Genomic DNA, 20065 nt, shown 5'->3' with positions numbered 1-20065 from the left:
CACGTAGATTGCCCGGGTCACGCCGACTACGTTAAAAACATGATCACCGGTGCTGCCCAGATGGACGGCGCAATCCTGGTAGTAGCAGCGACTGACGGCCCGATGCCGCAGACTCGTGAGCACATCCTGCTGGGTCGTCAGGTAGGCGTTCCGTACATCATCGTGTTCATGAACAAGTGCGACATGGTAGATGACGAAGAGCTGCTGGAACTGGTCGAGATGGAAGTTCGCGAACTGCTGTCCGAGTACGACTTCCCGGGTGATGACCTGCCGGTAGTCCGTGGTTCCGCACTGAAAGCGCTGGAAGGCGAAGCTCAGTGGGAAGAGAAGATCCTGGAACTGGCTGGCCACCTGGACACCTACATTCCGGAGCCGGAGCGTGCCATCGACCAGCCGTTCCTGATGCCTATCGAAGACGTCTTCTCCATCGCAGGCCGTGGTACCGTAGTTACCGGTCGTGTAGAGCGCGGTATCGTCAAGGTTGGTGAAGAAGTGGAAATCGTTGGTATCAAAGATACCACCAAGACCACCTGTACCGGCGTTGAAATGTTCCGCAAACTGCTGGACGAAGGTCGTGCAGGTGAGAACGTTGGCGCACTGCTGCGTGGCGTGAAGCGTGAAGACGTAGAGCGTGGTCAGGTACTGGCCAAGCCGGGCACCATCAAGCCGCACACCAAGTTCGAATCCGAAGTGTACGTGCTGTCCAAAGAAGAAGGTGGTCGTCACACCCCGTTCTTCAAGGGCTACCGTCCGCAGTTCTACTTCCGTACAACCGACGTGACCGGTACCATCGAACTGCCGGAAGGCGTAGAGATGGTCATGCCGGGCGACAACATCAAGATGGTTGTTACCCTGATTGCCCCGATCGCGATGGACGACGGCCTGCGTTTCGCCATCCGTGAAGGTGGCCGTACCGTAGGTGCTGGTGTTGTAGCCAAAGTTATCGCTTAATCTTGGCTTACATAAATAAAGCAAAGCCCCTATAATAGGGGCTTTCTTATGCAGGGGCGTAGTTCGAATTGGTAGAACAGCGGTCTCCAAAACCGATGGTTGCGGGTTCGAGTCCTGCCGCCCCTGCCATATACCTCGTCTCGTACGGGGCTTTTGTGTCTTTGGTTACGTCAGATACAGGTGGGTTGTATGAGTGTTAGTTCTGAGGGTCAGGGCGGAAGCAAGGATACCCTGCTTTGGGGCCTGGTTTTCATCATCCTGGCGGCCGCTGTAGTGGGCAATTACCTGCTGAGCGACGTTATTGCTGCCGTCCGCGCCCTGGGTGTGGTCGTTGTCATCGCCGCTGCCGGTGCAGTGGCCCTGCAAACCACCAAGGGCAAGGCAACGCTGGCGTTTGCCCGTGAGTCTCGCCTGGAAGTCCGCAAGGTCGTATGGCCGACCCGTCAGGAAGCCATTCAGACAACCCTGATTGTGCTGGCGGTGACTGCCGTGATGGGGCTGCTGCTGTTCGTGTTGGACGGCGCCTTGGTCTGGTTGGTCAACCTGATTACCGGTGTGTAAGGATAAGCCATGACTGAACAACGTGAACAGCGTATGAGATGGTATGTCGTGCAGGCATTTTCCGGCTATGAAGGCCGTGTTGCCAAATCCCTGCGTGAACATATCAAGATGCATGGCATGGAAGAGCTGTTTGGTGAAGTGCTGGTCCCGACCGAAGAAGTGGTCGAGATGCGTGCTGGCCAGAAGCGCAAGAGTGAGCGCAAATTTTTCCCGGGATACGTCTTGGTCCAGATGGTGATGGATGAAACCACATGGCACCTGGTACGCAATGTACCACGTGTAATGGGTTTCATCGGCGGTACCTCCGATCGCCCTGCTCCTATCTCCGATAAGGAAGCGGATGCCATCCTCAATCGTCTGCAAGATGCCCACGACAAGCCGCGTCCGAAAACCCTGTTTGAACCGGGTGAGATGGTCCGGGTTGCCGATGGTCCGTTCGCCGACTTCAACGGTACCGTTGAAGAGGTGGACTACGAAAAGAGCCGGGTGAAGGTCTCCGTACTGATCTTCGGCCGCTCAACGCCGGTAGAACTGGATTTTGGTCAGGTCGAAAAAGGCTGATTAATCTCTGTACGTTTAACGGTTGTCAGGGGCAGCGATTATCTCTATAATTCGCTGCCCCTTTATTTGTTGGGGAGCCGTTTGCAGGAGCATGTCTCCGAGGCGTTAGAACCCATTTTTGAGGTATTTTTGTAATGGCTAAGAAAGTCACAGCTTATATCAAGCTGCAAGTTAAGGCTGGCAGTGCTAACCCCAGCCCTCCCGTTGGTCCTGCTCTGGGTCAGCACGGTGTGAACATCATGGAATTCTGTAAGGCATTCAACGCCCGTACAGAAAAGCTGGAAAAAGGTTCTCCGACTCCGGTCGTGATCACCGTTTACAGCGACCGTTCCTTCACCTTCGAAACCAAGACTCCGCCCGCTTCCTTCCTGCTGAAGAAAGCCGCTGGTATCCAGTCTGGTTCCGCCAAGCCGAACAAAGACAAGGTTGGTAAGGTGACTGTGGCTCAGCTGCAAGAAATCGCCAAGACCAAAGAGCCGGATATGACTGGTGCCGATCTGGATGCAAAAGTACGTTGCATCGCCGGTTCCGCTCGTTCCATGGGCCTGGTAGTGGAGGAGTAAGACAATGGCTAAACTGTCCAAGCGTATGCGCGTTATTCGCGAAAAAGTTGACGGTACCAAAGAGTACTCCATCAACGAAGCCATTGCCCTGCTGAAAGAACTGGCTACTGCCAAGTTCGTTGAAAGCGTTGACGTTGCCGTTAACCTGGGTATCGATGCTCGTAAATCCGACCAGAACGTACGTGGTGCAACTGTACTGCCGCACGGTACCGGTCGTGACATCCGTGTCGCCGTGTTCACCCAGGGTGCCAACGCCGAAGCCGCCAAGGCTGCCGGTGCTGAACTGGTTGGTATGGATGACCTGGCTGAGCTGGTCAAGAAAGGCGAGATGAACTTCGACGTCGTGATCGCATCCCCGGATGCCATGCGCGTTGTTGGTCAACTGGGCCAGATCCTGGGCCCGCGCGGTCTGATGCCGAACCCGAAGGTTGGTACCGTCACTCCGAACGTAGCCGAAGCCGTCAAGAACGCCAAGGCTGGTCAGGTTCGTTACCGTAACGACAAGAACGGTATCATTCACACCACTCTGGGCAAAGTTTCCTTCAACGAAGTTCAGTTGAAAGAGAACCTGGAAGCGCTGCTGGTTGCCTTGAAGAAGGCCAAGCCGTCCTCCGCCAAGGGTGTATTCATCAAGAAAGTCAGCATCTCCACCACCATGGGTGCCGGTGTTGCCGTAGACCAAGCTTCCCTGGAAGCTCAGGCCTAATTGATGGGTTTTACAAGGCGCAAAATTTAATCTATAATTTTGCGCCTTGATTGGTTGGGGGTTTCGACCTCCGTCCAAGACCGCAGGAGGCTGCAAAGCCTTAATTCTTCCTGCGTAGACGGTGCCGGAAACCCAGCGAGAAAGATTCTTTCTCTTCTGGAATCCTGCTACCGCATCGTTCCCCTCTGTTGTAAAGGTAGGGGGGATGTGTCAGTACTGGGTCAACAGACCCGGATTCAATCCAGGAGTTAAGCCAATGGCATTGGGACTCGAAGACAAAAAGGCAATTGTTGCTGAAGTCAACGAAGCTGCCAAAGGCGCTCTTTCTGCAGTTGTAGCCGATTCTCGCGGCGTCACTGTAGACAAGATGACCGTCCTGCGTAAGACCGCTCGTGAAGCTGGTGTGTACATGCGCGTTGTGCGTAACACCCTGCTGCGTCGCGCGGTAGAAGGTACCGAATACGAGTGCCTGAACGACGCATTTACCGGTCCTACCTTGATTGCTTTCTCTAACGAACACCCGGGCGCTGCCGCTCGTCTGTTCAAAGAGTTTGCCAAAGCGAACCAAAAGTTCGAAATCAAGGCTGGCGCTTTTAACGGTGAGTTTATCGCCGCAGCACAAATTGATCGTCTGGCCACGCTGCCGACTTACGAAGAAGCAATTGCGAAGTTGATGGCTACCATGAAGGAAGCCTCTGCTGGCAAGCTGGTTCGTACTATCGCTGCTGTTCGCGACCAGAAACAAGCTGCTGCTTGATTCTCGCCTATCTAGGCTGTTTGAGTTTATTCAACATCAGGAATTTTTGTCATGTCTATCACTAAAGACCAAATCATCGAAGCCGTTGCTTCCATGTCCGTAATGGAAGTTGTTGAGCTGATCGAAGCTATGGAAGAGAAGTTCGGTGTTTCTGCCGCTGCTGCCGTCATGGCCGGCCCGGCTGCTGCTGAAGCAGTAGAAGAGAAGACCGAGTTCGACGTAGTTCTGACTGCTGCTGGCGCCAACAAAGTTGCCGTCATCAAGGCCGTTCGTGGCGCTACCGGTCTGGGCCTGAAAGAAGCCAAGGACCTGGTAGAAGCTGCTCCGACCAATCTGAAAGAAGCCGTGTCCAAGGACGAAGCTGAAGCTCTGAAGAAAGAGCTGGAAGCTGCCGGTGCTTCTGTTGAGATCAAATAATCTGCATTTATGTAGATTAGCCTGATAAAACAGGCTAAGGCTGGTGAATCTTTATTCACCAGCCTTTTTGCGCTGTAGACTGAGAGTATTTCACACCGTTCACGACTCTCGGTGCACCAGCAATCCGGACCGCCTCATCGTCCGGGCCAACACAAAACGGTGTTGAGACAGAGCTGTCCCGTGGGGACAGAGTGGGTCACTTATCAGCGAGCTGAGGAACCCTATGGTTTACTCTTATACCGAAAAAAAACGCATACGTAAGGACTTCGGTAAGCGAGACCAGGTACTGGACACGCCTTATCTGTTGTCCATTCAGCTGGACTCCTTCAAGCAGTTCATCGAGGCTGACCCGGAAGGTGAGTACGGCCTAGAAGCCGCCTTCCGTAGCGTTTTCCCGATCACCAGTTACTCCGGTAGTGCTGAGCTTCAGTATGTCAGCTATCGCCTGGGTGAGCCGGTATTTGACGTAAAAGAATGCCAGATCCGTGGAGTGACCTACTCCGCGCCGCTGCGTGTCAAGCTTCGTATGGTTCTGTACGACCGTGAAGCAGCTGCCGGCACCGTCAAAGACATCAAGGAACAAGAAGTATACATGGGCGAAATTCCGCTCATGACCGAAAACGGCACCTTTGTCATCAATGGTACCGAGCGGGTCATCGTCTCCCAGCTGCACCGCAGCCCGGGCGTCTTCTTCGACCACGATAAAGGCAAAACACATTCATCCGGTAAGGTGCTTTATAACGCTCGCGTTATCCCCTACCGTGGCTCCTGGCTGGACTTCGAGTTCGATGCGAAAGACAACCTGTTTGTCCGTATCGACCGTCGTCGTAAACTGCCGGCCTCCATTATTCTGCGCGCCCTGGACTTCAGTTCCGAAGAAATCCTGGCCACCTTCTTCGAGACCATCGGTTTCGAGGTCAAGGATGGCAAGTTGATGATGGATCTGGTGCCCGAGCGCCTGCGTGGCGAGACCGCGACCTTCGACATCATTGCCAATGGCGCCGTGGTGGTTGAAACCGGTCGTCGTGTCACTGCCCGTCACATCCGTCAGCTGGAAAAAGACGGCATCACCCAGATCGAGGTGCCGGTAGAGTATGTTGTTGGCAAAGTTGCAGCCAAGAACTACGCGCACCCGCAGACTGGTGAGATGGTTGTCACTGCCAACCAGGCGCTGAGCCTGGAAGCGGTTGCCAACCTGTCCCAAGCCGGCTTCAAGCACTTCGAGGTTCTGTTCACCAACGAACTGGATCACGGTGCCTACATGTCCGAGACCCTGCGTATCGACTCCAGCTCCAGCCGCCTGGAAGCCCTGGTCGAGATCTATCGCATGATGCGTCCGGGCGAGCCGCCCACTCGCGAAGCGGCCGAGCAGCTGTTCGAGAACCTGTTCTTCTCTTCCGAGCGTTACGACCTGTCTACCGTAGGTCGGATGAAGTTCAACCGCCGTTTGGGTCGTGAAGACGAGACTGGCGTTGGCGTGCTGACCAAGGACGATATCGTCGAGGTCATGAAGCGCCTGATCGACATCCGTAACGGTAACGACGAAGTGGACGATATCGACCACCTTGGTAACCGTCGTATTCGTTCCGTCGGTGAAATGGCCGAGAACCAGTTCCGTGTCGGTCTGGTCCGTGTCGAGCGTGCGGTGAAGGAGCGCCTCTCCCTGGGCGATCTGGACACCTTGATGCCGCAGGATCTGATCAACGCCAAGCCGATCTCCGCCGCGGTCAAAGAGTTCTTTGGTTCCAGCCAGCTGTCCCAGTTCATGGACCAGAACAACCCGCTGTCCGAAGTGACCCACAAGCGCCGTATCTCCGCGCTGGGCCCGGGCGGTCTGACCCGTGAGCGTGCCGGTTTCGAAGTTCGAGACGTACACCCGACCCACTACGGTCGTCTGTGCCCCATCGAAACGCCGGAAGGTCCGAACATCGGTCTGATCAACTCGCTGTCCGTGTATTCCCGCACCAACGAGTACGGTTTCCTCGAGACCCCGTACCGCAAGGTGATCGACGGTGTGATCACCGACGAAGTGGATTACCTGTCTGCGATTGAAGAAGGCAAGTACGTGATCGCACAGGCCAACGCCGCGACCACCGAAGATGGCCGCCTGAAAGATGAATTGATCCCGTGCCGTCACAAAGGTGAATCCACCTTTATGAACGCCGACCAGATCCAGTACATGGATGTGAGCCCGCAACAGATCGTCTCTGTGGCAGCGGCCCTGATCCCGTTCCTGGAACACGATGACGCGAACCGCGCATTGATGGGTTCAAACATGCAACGTCAGGCTGTACCGACCCTGCGCGCTGACAAGCCGTTGGTAGGTACCGGTATGGAACGCGCAGTGGCCGTTGACTCCGGTGTGACCGTAGTGGCCAAGCGTGGCGGCATGATCGACTATGTCGATGCCTCCCGTATCGTTATCAAGGTCAATGAAGATGAGCTGCTGCCTGGCGAAGCCGGCATCGACATCTACAGCCTGACCAAATACACCCGTTCCAACCAGAACACCTGTATCAACCAGCGTCCGTGCGTGATGTTGGGCGAGCCGGTGATGGCGGGCGATGTACTGGCAGACGGCCCGTCCACCGATCTCGGTGAACTGGCGTTGGGTCAGAACCTGCGCGTCGCGTTCATGCCGTGGAACGGTTACAACTTCGAAGACTCGATCCTGGTGAACGAGCGTGTTGTTCAGGAAGATCGCCTGACCACCATTCACATCCAGGAACTGGCCTGTATCTCCCGTGACACCAAGCTGGGTCCGGAAGAGATCACTGCTGACATCCCGAACGTGGGTGAAGCCGCTCTGTCCAAGCTGGACGAGTCCGGCATCGTCTACGTGGGTGCGGAAGTGAAGGGCGGCGATATCCTGGTCGGCAAGGTGACTCCGAAAGGTGAAACCCAGCTGACCCCGGAAGAGAAGCTGCTGCGCGCCATCTTCGGTGAGAAGGCGTCCGACGTGAAGGACTCTTCCCTGCGTGTACCGAACGGTGTGTACGGTACCGTTGTTGATGTGCAGGTCTTTACCCGCGATGGCGTGGAAAAAGACAAGCGCGCCAAAGAAATCGAAGAGATGCAGTTGAAGGAAGCGAAGAAGGACTTGACCGAAGAGTTCAAGATCCTGGAAGACGGCATTTTCGGCCGTTCCCGCAACCTGCTGCTGGCCGCCGGTTACAGCGAAGATCGTCTGAACAAGCTCGATCGTTCCAAGTGGTTTGAACTGGCCATCGAAGATGAAGCCAAGCAAATCGAGCTGGAACAGATCGCTGAACAGCACGTTGAGCTGAAGGCCGAGTTCGACAAGAAATTCGAGAACAAGCGTCGCAAGATCATCCAGGGCGATGACCTGGCGCCGGGCGTACTGAAGATCGTCAAGGTCTATCTGGCCGTCAAGCGTCGCATCCAGCCGGGTGACAAGATGGCGGGCCGTCACGGTAACAAGGGTGTTATCTCCAAGATCTGTCCGGTCGAGGATATGCCCCATGACGAGTACGGCCGTCCGGTCGACATCGTACTGAACCCGCTGGGTGTACCGTCTCGTATGAACATCGGTCAGATCCTCGAAGTGCACCTGGGCCTCGCGGCCAAGGGCATCGGCGAGAAGATCGACCGCATGATCAAAGAACAGCGCGAGCTGCACGAGATGCGCGAGTTCCTGCAACAGGTCTATGACCTGGGCGAGAAGGACTCCCAGCAAGTGAACATTGCTGAACTGTCTGACGACGACGTGCGTACCTTGGTGGGTAACCTGCGTAAGGGTCTGCCGGTGGCTACACCTGTCTTTGATGGTGCCAAAGAGCGCGAAATCAAAGCCTTGCTGAAGCTGGCCGATCTGCCGGAATCCGGTCAGATCTCCCTGTTCGACGGTCGTACCGGTAACGCCTTCGAGCGCAAGGTTACCGTGGGTTACATGTACATGCTGAAGCTGAACCACTTGGTAGACGACAAGATGCACGCGCGTTCTACCGGTTCCTACAGCCTGGTTACCCAGCAGCCGCTGGGTGGTAAGGCGCAGTTCGGTGGTCAGCGGTTCGGTGAGATGGAAGTGTGGGCCCTGGAGGCTTACGGTGCGGCATATACCCTGCAGGAAATGCTGACCGTCAAGTCTGACGATGTGAACGGCCGTACCAAGATGTACAAAAACATCGTGGATGGCGACCACCGTATGGAGCCGGGCATGCCCGAATCCTTCAACGTATTGCTGAAGGAAATCCGCTCTCTGGGTATCAACATCGAGCTGGACGAAGAGTAAGAGCTCGCTCTTATTGTTCGAGAATTGACGTGGGCGCCCCGCTGTTTCGGCAGCTGGGGCGCCGAGGTTAGACTCCTGACAGGGGAAACACGTGAAAGACTTACTCAAGTTTTTGAAGGCTCAGACCAAGACCGAAGAGTTTGACAGTATCAAGATCGGTCTGGCCTCTCCTGACATGATCCGCTCCTGGTCATTCGGTGAGGTCAAAAAGCCTGAGACCATCAACTACCGGACTTTCAAGCCGGAGCGTGATGGTCTGTTCTGCGCCCGTATCTTCGGACCGGTGAAGGACTACGAGTGTCTGTGCGGCAAGTACAAGCGCCTGAAACACCGTGGTGTGATCTGCGAGAAGTGCGGTGTAGAAGTGACCCAGACCAAGGTCCGTCGTGAGCGCATGGGCCACATCGAGCTGGCCAGCCCGACTGCCCACATCTGGTTCCTGAAGTCCCTGCCGTCCCGTATCGGCCTGCTGCTGGACATGACCCTGCGTGACATCGAGCGCGTGCTGTATTTCGAATCCTATGTAGTGATCGAACCCGGCATGACCAACCTCGAGCGCAGTCAGATGCTGTCCGAAGAGAACTATCTGGACGCACTGGAAGAGTGGGGCGACGAATTCGACGCCAAGATGGGTGCCGAGGCCATTCTGGCCCTGCTGCGCGCCATCGATCTGGAAGGTGAAGTCAAAGCCATGCGTGAGGAGCTGGATCAGACCAACTCCGAGACCAAGCGCAAGAAGACCACCAAGCGTCTGAAGCTGATGGAAGCCTTCCTGCAATCCGGCAACAAGCCGGAGTGGATGATCATGACAGTGCTGCCCGTGCTGCCGCCGGACCTGCGTCCGCTGGTACCGCTGGACGGCGGCCGTTTCGCGACCTCCGATCTGAACGATCTGTACCGTCGCGTGATCAACCGTAACAACCGCTTGAAGCGTCTGCTGGATCTGGCTGCGCCGGACATCATCGTGCGCAACGAAAAGCGCATGCTGCAAGAGTCCGTGGATGCCCTGCTGGACAACGGCCGTCGTGGTCGTGCCATCACCGGTTCCAACAAGCGCCCGCTGAAATCCCTGGCCGACATGATCAAGGGTAAGCAAGGTCGTTTCCGTCAGAACCTGCTGGGTAAGCGTGTCGACTACTCCGGTCGTTCCGTTATCACCGTAGGTCCGACCCTGCGTCTGCATCAGTGCGGTCTGCCGAAGAAGATGGCACTTGAGCTGTTCAAGCCCTTCATCTACGGCAAGCTGGAATCCCGCGGTCTGGCGACCACCATCAAGGCCGCCAAGAAGATGGTGGAGCGCGAAGAAGCCGTCGTTTGGGACATCCTGGACGAAGTGATCCGCGAACACCCGGTTCTGCTGAACCGTGCACCGACCCTGCACCGTCTGGGTATCCAAGCGTTTGAACCGACCCTGATCGAAGGCAAGGCCATCCAGCTGCACCCGCTGGTTTGTGCTGCGTATAACGCGGACTTCGACGGTGACCAGATGGCGGTCCACGTACCGCTGACCCTGGAAGCCCAGCTAGAAGCGCGCGCCCTGATGATGTCCACCAACAACATCCTGTCGCCTGCCTCCGGTGAGCCGATCATCGTTCCTTCCCAGGACGTGGTCTTGGGTCTGTACTACATGACCCGTGCCCGTATCAACGCCAAGGGCGAAGGTATGGTGCTGTCCGGCCCGAAAGAGGCCGAGAAGGTCTACCGTGCCGGTCTGGCCGACCTGCATGCTCGCGTCAAGTGCCGCATCACCGAGTACGTGAAGAACGAAGCCGGTGAGCTGGTTGCCAAGACCGAGATGAAGAACACCACCGTTGGTCGTGCGATCCTGAGCCTGATCCTGCCCAAAGGCATGGAATACGCGCTGATCGACGAGCCCAAGGTACTGACTGCTGCAGAGCAGGCTGACCTGGACGCCAACCCGCAGAACTGGATCAAGTGCGTCTCCAACAAGGCGCTGGGCAAAAAGCTCATCTCCCGTCTGCTGAACACCTGCTATCGCAAGCAGGGCCTGAAGGATACCGTCATCTTCGCTGACCAGCTGATGTATACCGGTTTCCACTACGCGGCCCTGTCCGGTGCCTCTGTTGGTATCGATGACATGGTCATCCCGGATGCCAAGAAAGACATCATCGCTGCTGCAGAAGCCGAAGTTGCCGAGATCCAGGATCAGTTCCTGTCCGGTCTGGTGACCGCGGGCGAACGCTACAACAAGGTTATCGATATCTGGGCCAGCGCGAACGATCGCGTCTCCAAGGCCATGATGGACAACCTTTCCAAGGAGCGTAACGTCAACTCCCTGGGCGATGAGGAAGAGCAAGCCTCCTTCAACAGCATCTTCATGATGGCCGACTCTGGTGCGCGGGGCTCCGCCGCCCAGATCCGTCAGCTGGCCGGTATGCGTGGCCTGATGGCGAAGCCGGATGGCTCCATCATCGAAACGCCGATCGTGGCGAACTTCCGTGAAGGTCTGAACGTACTGCAGTACTTCATCTCCACTCACGGTGCTCGTAAAGGTCTGGCGGATACCGCACTGAAGACAGCGAACTCCGGTTACCTGACCCGTCGTCTGGTTGACGTGGCCCAGGACATGGTGATCACCGAGGACGATTGCGGCACTACCGACGGTCTGTGGATGACTCCGCTGATCGAGGGTGGCGACGTGGTCGAGCCGCTGCGTGAGCGCGTGTTGGGTCGTGTGGTGGCCGAAGACGTTATCAAGCCGGGTACCGAGGATGAAGTGCTGGTAGCGCGCAACACCCTGCTCGACGAGCAGCTATGTGACCTGCTGGAGCGCAACTCCGTCGACCGTGTGAAGGTACGTTCTGCCATCACCTGTGAGACCGACTTCGGTAACTGTGCTCACTGCTACGGCCGTGATCTGGCCCGTGGTCACCTGGTTAACAAGGGTGAGGCTGTCGGTGTTATCGCCGCTCAGTCCATCGGTGAACCGGGCACCCAGCTGACGATGCGTACCTTCCACATCGGTGGTGCCGCATCCCGAGCGGCTGCCGAGAGCAGCATCCAGGTGAAGAACACCGGTAGCATCAAGTTGCAGAACGCCAAGTTCGTTCTGAACAACTCTGACAAGCTGGTTATCACCTCCCGTTCTACCGAGCTGACCATCATGGACGAGATGGGCCGTACCAAGGAAAGCCACAAGCTGCCTTACGGTTCCGTGCTGGAAGTGAAGGATGGCGAAGCGGTGAACGCCGGTGATACCGTCGCGAACTGGGACCCGCACACCCACCCGATCATCACCGAAGTAGCGGGTCGCCTGCACTTCGAGCACATGATCGACGGTGTGACCATCACTCGTCAGACCGACGAGCTGACCGGTCTCTCTTCCATCGTCGTGCTGGATGTCAACGAGCGTCCGAGCGCCGGTAAAGAGATGCGTCCGACCGTGAAACTGGTCGATCTGAACGGCAAGGATGTGATGATCCCGGGCACCGATGTTCCCGCCCAGTACTTCCTGCCGGGCAAGGCGATCGTGAACCTGGAAGATGGTGCCAACGTGGGCGTGGGTGACGCGGTTGCGCGTATCCCGCAAGAGTCCAGCGGTACCAAGGACATCACCGGTGGTCTGCCGCGCGTTGCGGATCTGTTCGAAGCTCGTCAGCCGAAAGAGCCGGCCATCTTGGCCGAGATCTCCGGTACCATCTCCTTCGGGAAAGAGACCAAGGGCAAACGTCGTCTGGTCATCACCCCGACCGATGGTGGCGAGATCTACGAAGAGATGATTCCGAAATGGCGTCACCTCAACGTGTTCGAAGGTGAAAAAGTTGAGAAGGGTGAAGTGCTGGCGGACGGTCCCGAGTCTGCTCATGACATCCTGCGTCTGCGCGGTATCAGCCCGGTCGCCAACTACATCGCCAACGAAGTGCAGGACGTTTACCGTCTGCAAGGCGTTAAGATCAACGACAAGCACATCGAAGTCATCGTGCGTCAGATGCTTCGCAAGTGCGAGATCCTGAGCGCTGGCGACACCGACCTGATCGAAGGTGAACAGGTTGAAGTGGCCCGTGTGAAGATCGCCAACCGTAAACTGGTTGCCGAAGGGAAGACCCCGGCTACCTACCGTCACATCCTGATGGGTATTACCAAGGCATCTCTGAGCACCGAGTCCTTCATCTCCGCGGCTTCCTTCCAGGAGACCACCCGCGTGCTGACCGAAGCAGCCGTTGGTGGCAAGCGTGATGAACTGCGCGGCCTGAAAGAGAACGTGATCGTGGGTCGTCTGATCCCGGCTGGTACCGGCTTTGCCTACCACCACAGCCGCATCAACCAGCGTGCCGCCGCAGCTCGTGCTGTCGGTGTGCCGCAGGTGACTGCCGATGAAGCTCAGCAAAACCTGGCGGATCTGCTCAACGCAGCCGGCAGTTTTGACGAAGAGTAATCTTCCGCAGCAGTGATCGAAAAGGGCCCCTTCTAGGGGCCCTTTTTTTATTTCCCATCCGGCGCCCAGCGTGCACTGGGCTGGGGCAGGGGGATGATCCAGTGCAAGGTTATAGAGCAAAAAATCAAAAAAAGTTGACATTGCCCCGTCGCAACTGAAAACTCGGGAAAGTTGAATGGGTATTACAGGGGTAGAACATGGCTGTCGGTATCGAGGAAGTACTGCTTCCCGAAGAGCAACTGAGCGGTCGCGCTTTTACAGACGAAGACAGGGAGCTGTTACGTTCATATGGGGGCCTTATCGAAGGCCTGGCCGATCTGTTCGGCAAGCACTGCGAGGTGGTGCTCCACTCCCTGGAAAATCTGCATGAGTCCGTGATCCAAATCGCGAATGGTTTCAATACGGGTCGAACTCTGGGGGCGCCGATCACCGATCTCGCCCTGCGGATGCTCAAGGACATCGAGAGCACGGGTCAGGATCACACCCAGAGTTATTTTGCCCGCAGTCGGACCGGTGCCTTGATGAAGTCGAGCACCATCGCCATCCGTAACCGCGACAAGCAGGTGATCGGCCTTATCTGCATCAATTTGCACATCAATGCGCCTTTCCACGAGTTCGTGGCCGAATTCTTCCCGACACCACAGCAGGTGGAGCGGCAATCACCGGAGACCTTCGCCAACAGCGTCGAAGAGCTGGTTGCCCAGACGGTGGACAACACCATCGACGAGATCAATCGTGATCCCTCCGTGGCCAACAATGCCAAGAACCGTTTTATCGTGACCCAGTTGTTCGAGAAGGGCATATTTGATATCAAGGACTCGATCAACCTGGTCGCCGACAAGCTGAATATTTCCAAACATACCGTGTATCTCTACATCCGACAGCGCAAGCAGGGTGAAGAAGAGAGCGAGTAAGCGCCATAGATAGGGGATAGATAACAATGGCTAAAGAAGTGATTGCAACCGACAAGGCGCCTGCCGCAATTGGCCCTTATGTCCAGGCTACCAAGCTGGGTGAGCTGGTCTTTACCTCCGGGCAGATCCCGCTCGATCCGGCCACCATGGACATCGTTGCCGGTGGCATCGAGGCTCAGGCAGAGCAGGTGATGAAGAATCTGGTTGCCGTCTTGAAAGCCGCAGGGGCCGATACCAGCAAGGTGCTGAAGACCACCTGCTTCCTGAGTGACATGAACAACTTCGTGGCCTTCAACCAGGTGTATGCCCGCTACTTTGGTGAGTCCGCCCCGGCACGTTCCTGTGTGGAAGTTGCTCGTCTGCCCAAGGATGTACTGGTCGAAGTCGAAGCCATCGCTTACGTCTGAGCCTGTGTCATTGGAAAAGCCCCTCCCTGGAGGGGCTTTTGCGTCTATGAGGTAGAATGGATGCACCGCTGTGCAGGAGTGCGATCATGAGTCTGAATTTTGCTCTGCTGGTCACCGGGCCCGCCTATGGCACCCAGACGGCCAGCACGGCCTATCGTTTTGCCCTGAGTCTGGTCGAGCAGGGACACTGCTTGTCCCACCTCTTCTTCTATCAGGAGGGGGTGTGCAATGCCAATGGCCTCCATGCGCCAGCCAGCGATGAGACCGACCTGGTGGCGTTGTGGCGCGAGTTGGCCATCCAGCAGGGCATCCGCATCGATGTGTGTGTGGCTGCGGCCATGCGCCGTGGTGTGCTGGATGAGCAGGAGGCCAAGGGAATGGGACGGGAGCACTTCAATCTGGAAGCGCCATTCTGCCTGAGCGGGCTCGGTCAGTTGGCGGAAGCCGCACTGACCGCTGATCGCTTCGTTCAGTTCTAGGGGGACAAAATGACCAGAATAGCGTTTATCTCACGGCGTGGTCCCCATGGTTCGGCGAGTGGTCGGGAGGGGCTGGATGCTCTGCTGGCCACCTCTGCATTGACGGAGTCCCTGGCACTCTTTCTGGTGGGGGATGGCGTGATGCAACTGGTGAGGGAGCAATCACCACACGCCATATTGCAGCGTCACTACGCCCCGACCTTCAAGATGCTGGAACTGTATGACATCAAGGAGATCTATGTCTGTGCGGTGTCACTGGCTGAGCGAGGACTGACGGCGGCGGATCTGCTAATCCCAGTTATTTCGCTCTCTCCTGCGGAAATTCGCCGTAGCTGGGCGGGTTTCACCACCCACATCTGCTTCTGAGGTGCCCGTGATACAGCTGATATTGAACTCTCCCTTCATGAGCCAGGATCTCGAGTTGGCGTTGCGTTACCGCATGGAAGGGGATCTGGTGGTGTTGATGCAGGATGCCGTGATGGCGGCTGCTGCCCCCGGGTGGTGCGAGCGCTTGGCAGACGTCCCCCTTTACGTCATGAAGGAAGACCTGCAAGCGAGAGGCTTGTCATCCGGGATCGGGATGGAACTCGATATGCCGGGTTTGATCAGGTTGATCGCCGAGCACGGATCACCGCAGACCTGGGGCGGTTAGACTTGGTTTTCCTTTTTATCTCAGTTGCTTAGCATAATGTCATTCGACTGTCATTTGCCATTTCGGTGTGCAAATTGTATAAATCTTGACTCCCCAGACAACAGGGCATAAAATTTCGCGTCCCCGTATCTGCGGGGAGGATTTTTCACACGTTTATGAAGTCATTATCAGGAGCCTTTTGATGGCAACTATTAACCAGTTGGTTCGCAAGCCACGCATCAAGCTCGTTGTGAAAAGCAACGTGCCGGCGCTGGAAGCGTGCCCTCAGAAGCGTGGCGTATGCACCCGTGTATACACCACCACCCCGAAGAAGCCTAACTCTGCACTGCGTAAAGTATGCCGTGTACGTCTGACCAACGGCTTCGAAGTCACCTCCTACATCGGTGGTGAAGGTCACAACCTGCAAGAGCACTCTGTTGTTCTGATCCGTGGCGGTCGTGTAAAAGACTTGCCAGGTGTTCGTTATCACACCGTTCGTGGTGCGTTGGACTGTGCCGGTGTTAAAGACCGTAAGCAGGCTCGCTCCAAGTACGGCGTGAAGCGTCCGAAAGCTTAATGGTTCTCCGTTAAGTAAGGCCAAACGTTAATTCGTTTCTAGTTAGATAACTTTCTAGTTTTGGGTAACCCCTGAAGTTACGGAGAATTTGAAATGCCAAGACGTCGTGTTGTTGGTCAGCGTAAAATCCTGCCGGATCCCAAGTTCGGATCTGAGCTGCTGGCTAAATTTGTCAACGTAGTAATGGTTGACGGTAAGAAATCTGTTGCAGAAGCCATCGTTTATGGCGCCCTGGACATCATTGCCACCAAATCTGGCAAAGAGCACTTGGCCCTGTTCGAAGTCGCTCTGGACAACATTCGTCCGGCGGTCGAGGTTAAATCTCGTCGCGTCGGTGGTGCAACCTATCAGGTGCCGGTAGAAGTTCGTCCGGTACGTCGCAATGCTCTGGCAATGCGCTGGTTGGTTGATGCCGCTCGTAAACGTGGTGAAAAATCAATGGCTCAGCGTTTGGCTGGCGAGCTGCTGGATGCCGCTGACAATAAGGGTTCGTCTGTCAAGAAACGTGAAGACGTTCACCGTATGGCTGAAGCGAACAAGGCCTTCGCTCACTTCCGCTGGTAATCCGCTTGCGCAGGGTCTTCTGACTCTGCGCACCTTTAATTATCTGGGGACAAGCGCCCTAGTAAGAGGATGACAATGGCTCGTACAACCCCCATTGAGCGTTATCGTAATATCGGTATCTCCGCTCACATCGACGCCGGTAAGACTACTACTACCGAGCGCGTTCTGTTTTACACCGGTGTAAGTCACAAGATCGGTGAAGTTCACGATGGCGCCGCCACCATGGACTGGATGGAACAGGAACAAGAGCGTGGTATCACCATCACCTCCGCCGCGACCACAGCTTTCTGGTCCGGTATGGGTAAACAGTTCCAACCGCACCGTATCAACATCATCGATACCCCGGGCCACGTTGACTTTACTATCGAAGTAGAGCGTTCCATGCGTGTTCTGGATGGCGCCGTGATGGTGTACTGTGCCGTAGGTGGCGTACAGCCCCAGTCTGAAACCGTATGGCGTCAGGCTAACAAGTACAAGGTTCCCCGTATCGCGTTCGTCAACAAGATGGACCGTACCGGTGCCAACTTCCTGCGCTGCGTTGAGCACATCAAGACCCGTCTGAAAGGTAACCCGGTTCCTCTGCAACTGAACATCGGTTCCGAAGAGAACTTCAAGGGCGTTATCGACCTGGTCAAGATGAAAGCCATCAACTGGAGCGAAGCTGACCAGGGCGTATCCTTCGACTACGAAGACGTCCCGGCTGAGCTGCTGGAACAGGCGCAAGAAATGCGCATGAACCTGGTTGAAGCCGCTGCTGAAGCGTCTGAAGACCTGATGGAAAAATACCTGGGTGGTGAAGAACTGACTGAAGAAGAGATCAAGAAAGCTCTGCGTCAGCGTGTTCTGAACAACGAAATCATCCTGGTTACCTGTGGCTCCGCGTTCAAGAACAAGGGCGTACAGGCCATGCTGGATGCCGTGGTCGAGTACCTGCCGGCTCCGACCGACGTTGCTGCTATCGACGGTCTGAAGCTGGATGGCGAGACCAAGGACGAGCGTCACGCTTCCGATGACGAGCCGTTCTCTGCTCTGGCATTCAAGATTGCTACCGACCCGTTCGTGGGCAACCTGACCTTCTTCCGTGTTTACTCCGGTGTGGTCAACTCCGGTGACTCCGTGCTGAACTCCGTTAAAGAGAAGCGCGAGCGTTTCGGCCGTATCGTTCAGATGCATGCCAACAAGCGTGAAGAGATCAAAGAAGTTCGCGCAGGCGACATCGCTGCTGCCATCGGCCTGAAGGACGTCACCACCGGTGATACCCTGTGTGATGAAAGCGCACCGATCATCCTGGAGCGTATGGAATTCCCGGAACCGGTAATCTCCATCGCCGTTGAGCCGAAATCCAAGGCTGACCAGGAGAAGATGGGCCTGGCTCTGGGCCGTCTGGCTCAGGAAGATCCGTCCTTCCGCGTATGGACCGACGAAGAATCTGGCCAAACCATCATCGCCGGTATGGGTGAGCTGCACCTGGACATCATCGTTGACCGTATGCGTCGCGAGTTCAAGGTAGAAGCCAACGTAGGTAAGCCGCAGGTTGCCTACCGTGAAACCATCCGCAACACCGTCAAGGACATCGAAGGCAAGCATGCCAAGCAGTCCGGTGGTCGTGGTCAGTACGGTCACGTCGTTATCGATATGTACCCGCTGGAAGAAGGCAAAGCCTACGAATTCGTCAACGACATCAAGGGTGGCGTGATTCCGGGCGAATTCATCCCGGGTGTTGACAAGGGTATCCGCGAGCAGCTGAAGTCCGGCCCGCTGGCAGGCTATCCGGTAATGGATCTGGGTGTGCGTCTGCACTTCGGTTCCTACCATGATGTCGACTCTTCCGAACTGGCGTTCAAGATCGCTGCTTCTCTGGCGTTCAAGGCTGGCTTCATGAAGGCCAACCCGGTACTGCTCGAACCGATCATGAAGGTCGAAGTCGAGACTCCGGAAGACTACATGGGCGACGTGATCGGTGACCTGAACCGTCGTCGCGGCCTGATCGAAGGCATGGAAGATGGCCCGTCCGGCAAGATCGTACGTGCGCTGGTGCCGCTGGCCGAAATGTTCGGTTACGCCACCTCCCTGCGTTCTGCTACCCAGGGTCGTGCTTCCTACGCCATGGAATTCGCCAAGTATCACGATGCCCCGACCAACGTCGCCCAGGCCGTGATCGAAGAGCGCAAATCCAAGTAATTTAAGATTCCCCGCCTACGACGGTAGGCGGGTTTAACCTAGAAGGACTACGTCGTGTCTAAAGAAAAATTTGAGCGTAATAAACCGCACGTAAACGTCGGCACCATCGGCCACGTTGACCACGGTAAAACCACCCTGACCGCCGCCATCACCAACGTGCTGGCCAAGCACTTCGGTGGTAAAGCTTTCGCCTTCGACCAGATCGACAAGGCACCGGAAGAGCGTGAGCGTGGTATCACCATCAACACCTCCCACGTAGAATACGACACTGCTACCCGCCACTACGCCCACGTAGATTGCCCGGGTCACGCCGACTACGTTAAAAACATGATCACCGGTGCTGCCCAGATGGACGGCGCAATCCTGGTAGTAGCAGCGACTGACGGCCCGATGCCGCAGACTCGTGAGCACATCCTGCTGGGTCGTCAGGTAGGCGTTCCGTACATCATCGTGTTCATGAACAAGTGCGACATGGTAGATGACGAAGAGCTGCTGGAACTGGTCGAGATGGAAGTTCGCGAACTGCTGTCCGAGTACGACTTCCCGGGTGATGACCTGCCGGTAGTCCGTGGTTCCGCACTGAAAGCGCTGGAAGGCGAAGCTCAGTGGGAAGAGAAGATCCTGGAACTGGCTGGCCACCTGGACACCTACATTCCGGAGCCGGAGCGTGCCATCGACCAGCCGTTCCTGATGCCTATCGAAGACGTCTTCTCCATCGCAGGCCGTGGTACCGTAGTTACCGGTCGTGTAGAGCGCGGTATCGTCAAGGTTGGTGAAGAAGTGGAAATCGTTGGTATCAAAGATACCACCAAGACCACCTGTACCGGCGTTGAAATGTTCCGCAAACTGCTGGACGAAGGTCGTGCAGGTGAGAACGTTGGCGCACTGCTGCGTGGCGTGAAGCGTGAAGACGTAGAGCGTGGTCAGGTACTGGCCAAGCCGGGCACCATCAAGCCGCACACCAAGTTCGAATCCGAAGTGTACGTGCTGTCCAAAGAAGAAGGTGGTCGTCACACCCCGTTCTTCAAGGGCTACCGTCCGCAGTTCTACTTCCGTACAACCGACGTGACCGGTACCATCGAACTGCCGGAAGGCGTAGAGATGGTCATGCCGGGCGACAACATCAAGATGGTTGTTACCCTGATTGC

The 20065-nt window shown here is 56.3% G+C and carries 18 protein-coding genes and 1 tRNA gene; all 19 read left to right on the top strand.

What is annotated here, in order from left to right; translation table 11 throughout:
- Positions 1-951, top strand: a 951-nt coding sequence (tuf, locus tag AB5Y53_RS13060) for an elongation factor Tu (protein ID WP_026139321.1), incomplete at its 5' end; no start/stop codon positions are given.
- Positions 952-1003: 52 nt separating this feature from the next.
- A tRNA-Trp gene (locus AB5Y53_RS13055) sits at positions 1004-1080 on the top strand.
- A 60-nt stretch (positions 1081-1140) separates the two neighbouring features.
- The gene (gene secE, locus AB5Y53_RS13050) at positions 1141-1512 is read left to right on the top strand and encodes a preprotein translocase subunit SecE (protein WP_010675960.1); all 372 of its coding nucleotides are present in this window, start codon (positions 1141-1143) and stop codon (positions 1510-1512) included.
- A gap of 9 nt (positions 1513-1521) precedes the next feature.
- Positions 1522-2073, top strand: coding sequence for a transcription termination/antitermination protein NusG (nusG, locus tag AB5Y53_RS13045; RefSeq protein ID WP_010675959.1), 552 nt, complete (start codon positions 1522-1524; stop codon positions 2071-2073).
- Between the two features lie 134 nt (positions 2074-2207).
- Entirely contained in the window at positions 2208-2636 is a 429-nt protein-coding gene (gene rplK / locus AB5Y53_RS13040) for a 50S ribosomal protein L11 (protein ID WP_005306313.1), read from the top strand.
- Positions 2637-2640: 4 nt separating this feature from the next.
- Positions 2641-3342, top strand: coding sequence for a 50S ribosomal protein L1 (gene rplA, locus AB5Y53_RS13035; RefSeq protein ID WP_010675958.1), 702 nt, complete (start codon positions 2641-2643; stop codon positions 3340-3342).
- A gap of 256 nt (positions 3343-3598) precedes the next feature.
- Positions 3599-4099, top strand: coding sequence for a 50S ribosomal protein L10 (gene rplJ / locus AB5Y53_RS13030; protein WP_005339895.1), 501 nt, complete (start codon positions 3599-3601; stop codon positions 4097-4099).
- 51 nt (positions 4100-4150) lie between these two features.
- Positions 4151-4516 (top strand): 50S ribosomal protein L7/L12, encoded by a 366-nt coding sequence (gene rplL / locus AB5Y53_RS13025; RefSeq protein ID WP_010675957.1) that lies wholly within the window; start codon positions 4151-4153, stop codon positions 4514-4516.
- 223 nt (positions 4517-4739) lie between these two features.
- Positions 4740-8768: a DNA-directed RNA polymerase subunit beta gene (gene rpoB, locus AB5Y53_RS13020; RefSeq protein WP_010675956.1), complete on the top strand. Its 4029-nt coding sequence runs from the start codon at positions 4740-4742 to the stop codon at positions 8766-8768.
- Positions 8769-8859: 91 nt separating this feature from the next.
- Positions 8860-13164, top strand: a complete 4305-nt coding sequence (gene rpoC, locus AB5Y53_RS13015) for a DNA-directed RNA polymerase subunit beta' (protein WP_010675955.1) — start codon at positions 8860-8862, stop codon at positions 13162-13164.
- Between the two features lie 197 nt (positions 13165-13361).
- A complete protein-coding gene (locus AB5Y53_RS13010; protein WP_010675954.1) occupies positions 13362-14078 on the top strand; it encodes a transcriptional regulator in 717 nt (238 codons plus the stop codon).
- A 26-nt stretch (positions 14079-14104) separates the two neighbouring features.
- Positions 14105-14485: a RidA family protein gene (locus tag AB5Y53_RS13005; RefSeq protein ID WP_010675953.1), complete on the top strand. Its 381-nt coding sequence runs from the start codon at positions 14105-14107 to the stop codon at positions 14483-14485.
- Positions 14486-14571: 86 nt separating this feature from the next.
- Entirely contained in the window at positions 14572-14964 is a 393-nt protein-coding gene (tusD, locus tag AB5Y53_RS13000) for a sulfurtransferase complex subunit TusD (RefSeq protein ID WP_368182239.1), read from the top strand.
- Positions 14965-14973: 9 nt separating this feature from the next.
- Positions 14974-15330 (top strand): sulfurtransferase complex subunit TusC, encoded by a 357-nt coding sequence (gene tusC / locus AB5Y53_RS12995; protein ID WP_368182238.1) that lies wholly within the window; start codon positions 14974-14976, stop codon positions 15328-15330.
- A 7-nt stretch (positions 15331-15337) separates the two neighbouring features.
- A complete protein-coding gene (tusB, locus tag AB5Y53_RS12990) occupies positions 15338-15616 on the top strand; it encodes a sulfurtransferase complex subunit TusB (protein WP_043153905.1) in 279 nt (92 codons plus the stop codon).
- Between the two features lie 181 nt (positions 15617-15797).
- Positions 15798-16172 carry a 30S ribosomal protein S12 gene (rpsL, locus tag AB5Y53_RS12985; protein ID WP_005306278.1) on the top strand — a complete coding sequence of 125 codons (375 nt, stop codon included), beginning with the start codon at positions 15798-15800 and terminating at the stop codon, positions 16170-16172.
- 93 nt (positions 16173-16265) lie between these two features.
- Complete coding sequence (gene rpsG, locus AB5Y53_RS12980) at positions 16266-16736, top strand: 30S ribosomal protein S7 (protein ID WP_010675949.1); 471 nt, start codon at positions 16266-16268, stop codon at positions 16734-16736.
- Positions 16737-16811: 75 nt separating this feature from the next.
- Positions 16812-18917: an elongation factor G gene (fusA, locus tag AB5Y53_RS12975; protein ID WP_010675948.1), complete on the top strand. Its 2106-nt coding sequence runs from the start codon at positions 16812-16814 to the stop codon at positions 18915-18917.
- A gap of 54 nt (positions 18918-18971) precedes the next feature.
- Positions 18972-20065, top strand: a 1094-nt coding sequence (gene tuf / locus AB5Y53_RS12970; protein WP_005306258.1) for an elongation factor Tu, incomplete at its 3' end; no start/stop codon positions are given.

It is taken from the genome of Aeromonas sp. R7-5, assembly GCF_040908015.1.
Taxonomy (GTDB): Bacteria; Pseudomonadota; Gammaproteobacteria; order Enterobacterales; family Aeromonadaceae; genus Aeromonas; species Aeromonas caviae.
Note: the sequence above shows the minus strand (reverse complement) of the source record. Positions and strands in the feature narration are given on the sequence as shown.